The following is a 6764-nucleotide window of genomic DNA, read 5'->3' as shown; positions in this document are numbered from 1 at the left end:
GCGGAGAGCGTACAGCCGTTCATGCGACGGGTGGCGGCGGTAGAAGGTGGGGCCGTGGCCAGGGCGATTGGGATGGGGAAGACGCTGATCAAGGCAGGGGGAGTGATAGCGACGTTGGGAGGGGTGGCGGATGGGGTGGGGAGTATAGAGACGGGAATCAGAGTTGGCGAGGCAGGCGATACGAAGTCCAAAAAGCGATATTTTGCCGGGGGACTCCTTGCCATTATTGGGGGAGGTTTCAGCGCCCATGGGGCCGCCACATCAGGAGCACTTTTCGGATCACTAGGGTTAGGAATAGTGCTTGGATTAGCAGCATTCATTGTGATAGCTACTGCGAAGCGCCAAGAGTCTACGGCGCTGGAGCATTGGGCCAGAAGATCCTATTTCGGACGTGGCTCTCTCGATAGGCGCTGGGCACATCCAGAGCAAATGGATTCGGCTATATGTGCCCTGAACGCGGCAGTGCTGGGTGTAGAAGCTTCCTTGGGATTTCATAGCGCGAAGCGGCCGATGGATATCGATGTGCTCATGACGACGGACATTCTTCTCATCAAAGAGACGGGAGGAATTGAGTCAGGAACTGAGCTGGGTTGTCGAATTGTTCTACCGGGCTTTGATTCAGCACGATCGTGCTACGAGTTCACGCTTTACGTTGAGCGCTTTGGTGTGGAAAAAGGGGGGCGGCGTACGCCAGTGATCACGTCTTTCGTGCTCGCCTCGGCGCATCACAACAGCGCGCGGGCGGCGACGAGCCCGGGCGAAGTTCAAGACATGACTCCACAAACCGTGATTCTGCCTAGCAATGAAAACCCTGTTCTGAGTCGTAGGTACTGGCTCGAAGCCATGCACGCCACCAAGGCCGCTACGCTTGAAATTTCTTATTGGCCAGACAAAGACGATGTGGCGGGTTACGCACGTCTATGGATCTCTGAGGAGGCGTAATGGGAAAGGCAAAACTAAAGCCCCCCTGCGTGGGATGGAGGCGGGATCTGCCGGGTCCCAACAGCGAAATCGAAAGCGCGCCGTTCTTGCGAGAGGACGCTCCCAACCATGTTGATGAGTGCTACTTAGAATTATCTAGACGTTCGTCCACCATTCGCGGATTACTTATATTCTTCATCCCGCTCTCTGCTTATTGCCTATTGTTGATGCTCGTCTCAGAGATTAGGACAGAATCGTCTCGAGATTATCTGGACGCTGACACGGTTTCGTCCGCGGTCACGGTTCTCTCCGCGGCAGCTATTCTTGTGTGGTTCTCCTTCCATATGTACCGCCTGGACGTTTCCCCCCCACGCGACCTCCCCATCCGCTTCAACCGCGCCCGCCGCCGAATCTACGTCTACGGCTTCCACATGGTCTGGTGGAACCCCTTCACCCGCTGGTACGTCACCACCGCCAGCTACCCCTGGGACGATGTCCGCGCCGAAGTTTGGGAGCAATGGGGCGCGACCTCTGGCGGTGGCTTGATGATCAAGTGGGGCGTGTCGATCGCCATCGTCAAACCTGGCACGAATGACGTCATCGAACGCTTCCACCTCAGCACCTACAACCACGACCTGGACAACGTCTGGGCCTACGTCTGCACCTACATGCAGCAAGGCCCGCAAGCCTTGCCGCCTTGCGACATCGAACCGCGCGATGCGAACGATGTGCCGGCGTACAACCTGGCGTTGCGCTGGGCGCCTCGGGTGGAGTGGCCGGAAGCGATGGATCAGGAATCCCGCAGCGCGCCGTGAATTCCTGCATCCTCCAGGGACGCGGCAAGCTGCGTGGACGTGCCATGTGCCATGTGCCACGTGCCACGTGCCATGTGCGGTGCGTCGTGTGCCGTTAGCCGCGCGCCGCTTGCCCCGCGCCCTTCGCCATCCGCCTGCCGCCCCGCCCCTTACTTCACAATCCGCGCATTCAGGCTGTTGTCCGCCAACGCCTGCGCCTGTGCTTTCGACATGCCCAGGTGTTCATACAGCGCGTGGAAGTTCTCGTTGACGTAGCCGCCGAAGTACGCCGGGTCGTCGGAGTTGACGGTGACTTTCACGCCGGCATCCAGCAGCGACAGAATGTTGTGGTCGCGCATGTGTTCGAAGACGCGCAAGCGGGTGTTGGACAGCGGGCAGACGGTCAGGGGGATTTGTTCGTCGATCAGGCGCGCGATCAGGTTCGGGTCTTCGGCGGCGCGTACGCCGTGGTCGATGCGCAGCACCTTCAGCAAGTCCAGTGCTTCCCAGATGTATTCGGGCGGGCCTTCCTCGCCCGCGTGGGCCACGGCGGGCAGGCCTTCGGCGCGGGCGCGGTCGAACACGCGTTGGAACAGGCGCGGGGGGAAGCCTTTTTCGCTGCTGTCCAGGCCGACGGCGATGAAGGCGTCGCGAAAGGGCAGGGCTTCTTCCAGCGTGCGCATGGCCTGTGCTTCCGGCAGGTGCCGCAGGAAGCTCAGGATGAGGCCGCTGGTCACGCCGAGTTTCTCGCGGCCGTCTTTCAGCGCCTGGCTGATGCCGTTCAACACGACGGCGAACGGTACGCCGCGGTCGGTGTGCGTCTGGGGATCGAAGAAGGGCTCGGTGTGTACGATGTTCTGCTCGTGGCACTTCAGCAGATATGCCCAGGTCAGGTCGTAGAAATCCTGTTCGGTGCGCAGCACGTCCGCACCCCGGTAATAGAGGTCCAGGAATTCCTGAAGGTTGCCGTAGTTGTACGCGCCGCGCAGGGCGTCGATGTCTGGCCACGGCAGCGCCACGCCGTTACGTTGCGCCAGCTGGAACAAGAGCTCGGGTTCCAGCGAGCCTTCCAGGTGCAGGTGCAGTTCCGCCTTGGGCAGTGCGTTGAGCCAGTCGTACATGGGTGCTCCGATCAAAAAAGGTAAAGCAAGTGCTTTGGCCGCTCAGGCGGCCAGGGCGATGTGATCTGCCTGGATGGCAAGCTGCATTTGCGCCGCAAAGGCGCGTGCCTGGCGGGTGCTGGGGCGGTCGCGGCGCCAAATGGCGGCTAGCGGCGATTTCCGGAGGGCGGGGCGGGCCGGCAGCATGAACAGTTCTCCGCGCGCTTGCAGAACGGCGGCGACGCTGCCCGGCAGCATCCACAGGGTTTGCCCGTCCAGCAGCATTTCGCGGCCAAATTCCAGAGACAGGGCGCCGATCATATCCGGAATTCGCAGGCCGGCCTGGCGCAGTGACATTTCCAGCTCGCCGCGGATGCGGCTTCCCGGCAGTGCGGTGATCCAGGGGTAGGCGACGTAGTCGGCCAGGGCGGTGTCGGGCACGCCCGCCAGCGGATGGTGGGTGGCGCAGCCCAGTACCACCGAATCTTCCAGCAAGGTGGTTGATCGATAGATCTGCGGGTTGACGGTGGATGAGAACCGGCTGATCAGTACGTCCACGCCGCCCGCGTCCAGGTCTTCGATGAGCCTTTCGTGCGTGCCGATCTCGATGGTGAGGGTGATGCGGGGGTAGGCCTGGCGGAACGCGCGAGCCGCTTCGGCCACGGGCCAGCCGGCGAACATGGAAAAGCATCCTACGGTCAGGCTGCCTTCGTCGCCGCGCGATACCGCGGCCAGATCGATCTCGGCCTTGCGGAAGTCGGTCAGCAGCAGGCGGGCGTGCCGGCACATGGCCTCGCCCAGCGGCGTACAGGTGGTGCCTTTGGCGGTGCGTTCGAAAAGGCGCGCGCCGACCAGTTCTTCGATTTCCGCGATGGCGCGCGACAGCCCTGATTGCGTGCTGTGCAGCTGCGCCGCCGCCTTGGACAAATTGCCCAGCTCGGAAACGGTCAGCACGATTTCCAGGTGCCGGATGCGGAGTTTGCCTCGGAACGGTGTCATGGCGCGGATCGGTGAGGATGTGCCGATTATTCTCTCCCGCCGGACGCTTGGCAACGGCGGGGCGGGATTCAGATATAGTTCGTCGCCGGGCAAACCGTGGGTGTCGCCATGCGAACCAAGGGATAACGCGGGGGCCGGAAAGGGAGACAGTCAGCCATGAATTCAACGATATCCGGCAAGTGGCCGCAGCGTGCGCTGCGGTTGGCCGGGGCGGGCGTGTTAGTGACGGCCTTAAGTGCTTGCGGCGTGTCGCGCGTGGACGAAGTGTCTGTCAAATGGCCGTCGTTCAAGAGCGGAACACCGGTGGTGTTGCCGTCGGACCCGGCGCAATGCCCGGACCTTGCGGGCACGTACCGGGCGCAAGGCGAATTCCGTTCGGGCGACCGCGAGACCACGGCCCTGAACGACCTGCGCAACTTCTTTTTATATACGCTGGATCTGCCGGGCATGCGCGATACGCTTCTGCCTGAATGGCGCTCGACGCCCGAGGCCACCGTGGCCTTGTCCCGCGTGGATGGCGGATGGCGCGTGTTGGCGCAGGACGGGCAGGGCGCGCGTTCGACCGCACTATTGCCGATGCTGAACGGCGCGCAGGACCCCGCCGCCTTGTCTGGCGATGCCAACGCCAATCGGCCCGACGGCGTCCGGCGCCATACCGGTTGCACGCAAGGCCGCTTGTGGGTCAGCGTGCGCAACGACTGGCGCCAGTACGAGTCCATGGGCGTGATGCGGCACGTGGCAATATTCCGTCCGGAGGCAGGCGGCCTGCTGGTGACCGTGCAGCGGGAATCCGACAGCATCGGTATGCTGCCCTGGTATTCCAACGATGGCAGCGTGTTCCAGTATTGGTTTGCACGGATCGCGCCCTGACGCGGCGGTTCCGGCATTTTTATGCGGCGTCTGCGGCGCGTTACGCTCTGACGCCATGGGGCAAGTGCTCCATTACGCAGTTGCCCCATTACGCGATTACCCCATCACGCAATTACCCGTTACGCAATTGCCCCATCACGCGATTGCCCCATTACTCAGTTCGCTGATTACCCCATCGCATTAATGACTCGTAAAAATCTGATCCTTTCGTTGTTGTCTCTGCTGATTTTCATCGTGCTGGTCGCACTCTTCTGGCGTGATCAATTTGCGCATACGCCGCCGTCCCTGCGTTCCCTGGTCGGTGACCAGATCGAAGGCGATATGCAGATCTATGGGGAGTCGCCGCGACAGGACGCGCTGGCCCAGCGGGCGTTGCTGGCCGACGCACAGCGAGGCAACCCGGCCGCGCAGTTCATGCAGGGCATGATGCTGGAGCCGGTCGACATGAAGGAAGCGATGCGCTGGTATGAGGCCGCTGCCGCGCAGGGCGACGAAGGCGCGATCGCCCGCTTGCAGGCGCTGCGTGCGCAGCCCTCGGCCCGATAGGTCACGGCGTTGACCTTACCTGCCCCGTCCGCCCAGGCCGCCACCGCCGACCCGCGCGCGCGCTTTGTGTCGGGGCCGCTGGGGCCGCACGTCTTTGAAATGATCATGACCGGCTGGGCCAGCATGCTCGCCGTGTTTGCGGTGGAGTTTCTGTCGCTGCTGTATCTGGGCACCTTGAAGGACGAAGCGGTGCTGGGCGCGGTGGGGTTCGGGTCGATGACGCAGTTCACGATTACGTCGATATGTATTGGCGTGACGGTGGGCGGCGCTGCGCTGGTCTCGCGGGCCTTGGGCGCGGGGGACTTGACGCGGGCGCGCACGCTGGCCGGCGCGTCGCTGGTGTTGATGACGGGGGCGGCGCTCGCGGCCGGAGCGATCTTTCTGGCGGCGATCGGGCCGTTCACCGCCGCTATCGGGCTGGCGCCAGATGTGCGCGAACACCTGCTGTCCTACGTCCTGATCACGACGCCATTCGCGATGGTGATGGGCGTGGGCATGATGCTGTCGAACCTGTTGCGTGCGTCAGGGCGCGGGCGTCAATCCATGTGGGTGCTGCTGGCGGGTACGGCGACGGTGGCGGTGCTGGACCCGATCGTCATCTTTGTGCTGGATGGCGGCATGGTGGGGATCGCCTGGGCCAGCGGCGTGGGGCGGTTGGCAACCGTGGCGCTGGGCGCCTGGCTGGTGTTTGGCAAGCATCGTCTGGTGGTCTGGCCGGCTCGGCGCGCGCTCCGGGCCGACTTGGCGGCCATCGGCAAGATTGCACTGCCTGCTGCGCTGACCACCTTGGCGACACCGGCGGCGGTCATCTTCACGGTGTCCACCTATGCCAGCTTCGGGCCAAGCGTGATGGCGGGCGCCACGGTGGTCGACCGCGTGCTGCAACTGGCGTATTCGTTGTTCTTCGTGCTGCCCGGCGCGATTGGCCCCATTCTTGGGCAGAACCTGGGTGCGGGCCAATGGGACCGCGTGAAACAGACTGTCAGCATCACGACGCGTTGGGCATTGCTCTACGGTTTTGCCGCAGCCGCCGTGCTGGCAGTGCTGGCCCCTTGGGTGCCCGACTGGTTTCAGGTCACCGGGCCGGGGCGCGACCTGATCCTCTTCTTCTGCCGTTACGGCAGTTTTGCGTGGGCGGTGAATAGCCTGTTCTTCGTGTCGATTGCTGTCTTCAACAACCTGGGATACGCCACGTATTCCACCGTCATTGGCTGGCTGCGGTCCACCGTGGGGACTTTGCCGTTTGTCTGGTTGGGCGCGCACTACGGTGGACCCGAAGGCGTGATGCTGGGCCAGACACTGGGCTTCGCGCTGTTCAGCGTGATCGCGATGGTCTACTGCCTGCGCGTGCTGCGCGCCCCGCCGGTTGTGCTGGGTGGGCGGCAAACCGTCTGATAGGGCGGCGCGGTGGTCCCGTGGTGGTGGGCAATCCCACAGCGGGCTATTCAGCGTTGGACGGTTTCATGGTGGACGGCCTCTCAGATGGCCGCCCCGCGGATGGCTCCGCCACGGATGGCCGCCCGCGGATGGCCGC

The 6764-nt window shown here is 63.4% G+C and carries 7 protein-coding genes; 5 read left to right on the top strand and 2 right to left on the bottom strand.

The features are described 5' to 3' along the window. The coding region (locus HV765_RS31710; RefSeq protein ID WP_217483349.1) for a hypothetical protein at window positions 1-942 on the top strand (942 nt) is incomplete at its 5' end. Window positions 943-1247: 305 nt separating this feature from the next. Next, a complete protein-coding gene (locus tag HV765_RS08910) occupies window positions 1248-1736 on the top strand; it encodes a DUF6708 domain-containing protein (protein ID WP_254600502.1) in 489 nt (162 codons plus the stop codon). A gap of 149 nt (window positions 1737-1885) precedes the next feature. On the opposite strand, the gene HV765_RS08905 is transcribed toward HV765_RS08910, so the two are convergent. Both HV765_RS08905 and HV765_RS08900 read right to left on the bottom strand, forming a co-directional pair. Beyond that, window positions 1886-2836: an adenosine deaminase gene (locus HV765_RS08905; protein ID WP_175169431.1), complete on the bottom strand. Its 951-nt coding sequence runs from the start codon at window positions 2834-2836 to the stop codon at window positions 1886-1888. Between the two features lie 42 nt (window positions 2837-2878). After that, window positions 2879-3814 carry a LysR family transcriptional regulator gene (locus tag HV765_RS08900; protein WP_175169430.1) on the bottom strand — a complete coding sequence of 312 codons (936 nt, stop codon included), beginning with the start codon at window positions 3812-3814 and terminating at the stop codon, window positions 2879-2881. A 156-nt stretch (window positions 3815-3970) separates the two neighbouring features. On the opposite strand from HV765_RS08900, the gene HV765_RS08895 reads away from it, so the two are divergent. The 3 genes from HV765_RS08895 (at window position 3971) to HV765_RS08885 (ending at window position 6625) form a co-directional block, all read left to right on the top strand. Continuing rightward, window positions 3971-4684, top strand: coding sequence for a hypothetical protein (locus HV765_RS08895; protein WP_175169429.1), 714 nt, complete (start codon window positions 3971-3973; stop codon window positions 4682-4684). 183 nt (window positions 4685-4867) lie between these two features. Further along, on the top strand, window positions 4868-5230 hold the full coding sequence (locus tag HV765_RS08890) for an SEL1-like repeat protein (protein WP_175169428.1): 363 nt from the start codon (window positions 4868-4870) through the stop codon (window positions 5228-5230). Window positions 5231-5239: 9 nt separating this feature from the next. Beyond that, window positions 5240-6625: an MATE family efflux transporter gene (locus tag HV765_RS08885; RefSeq protein WP_175169427.1), complete on the top strand. Its 1386-nt coding sequence runs from the start codon at window positions 5240-5242 to the stop codon at window positions 6623-6625. Window positions 6626-6764 lie beyond the last annotated feature (139 nt).

It is taken from the genome of Achromobacter kerstersii, assembly GCF_902859595.1.
In the GTDB taxonomy this organism is placed as follows: Bacteria; Pseudomonadota; Gammaproteobacteria; order Burkholderiales; family Burkholderiaceae_B; genus Achromobacter; species Achromobacter kerstersii.
Note: the sequence above shows the minus strand (reverse complement) of the source record. Positions and strands in the feature narration are given on the sequence as shown.